The organism is Paenibacillus sp. FSL R7-269 (assembly GCF_000517865.1).
In the GTDB taxonomy this organism is placed as follows: domain Bacteria; phylum Bacillota; class Bacilli; order Paenibacillales; family Paenibacillaceae; genus Paenibacillus_AQ.
Window position 1 is genome coordinate 1 of the sequence record NZ_ASPS01000126.1, and the last position, 266, is coordinate 266.

A 266-nucleotide genomic window follows, 5' to 3' on the forward strand; every position below is an offset into this window, starting at 1 on the left:
CTGAATATCGTGAAGACAGGTAACGGTGTGACCACCACCGATAGTGATGCGCAAGTGTTGAGTGTTCCTGCGCGTCAGGCTGCTCCGGTTGGAGTGAGTGTCACGGATGTGACCTATAACGGGGCCAATGACGGAACACTGCAGAATCTGACCGTCCAGATGGAATACCAGATGGGGAACACAGGGGCTTGGACAGAAGTTACAGACATTACGGTTACTGGTCTGATACCGGGCACGTATTATGTGCGGGTGAAGGCTACGTCAAC

Annotated in this window: 1 protein-coding gene; it reads left to right on the forward strand. The window is 53.0% G+C overall.

All coding sequences use genetic code 11. The features are described from left to right. Positions 1-266, forward strand: a 266-nt coding sequence (locus C162_RS36485) for a hypothetical protein (protein ID WP_036701932.1), incomplete at both ends; no start/stop codon positions are given.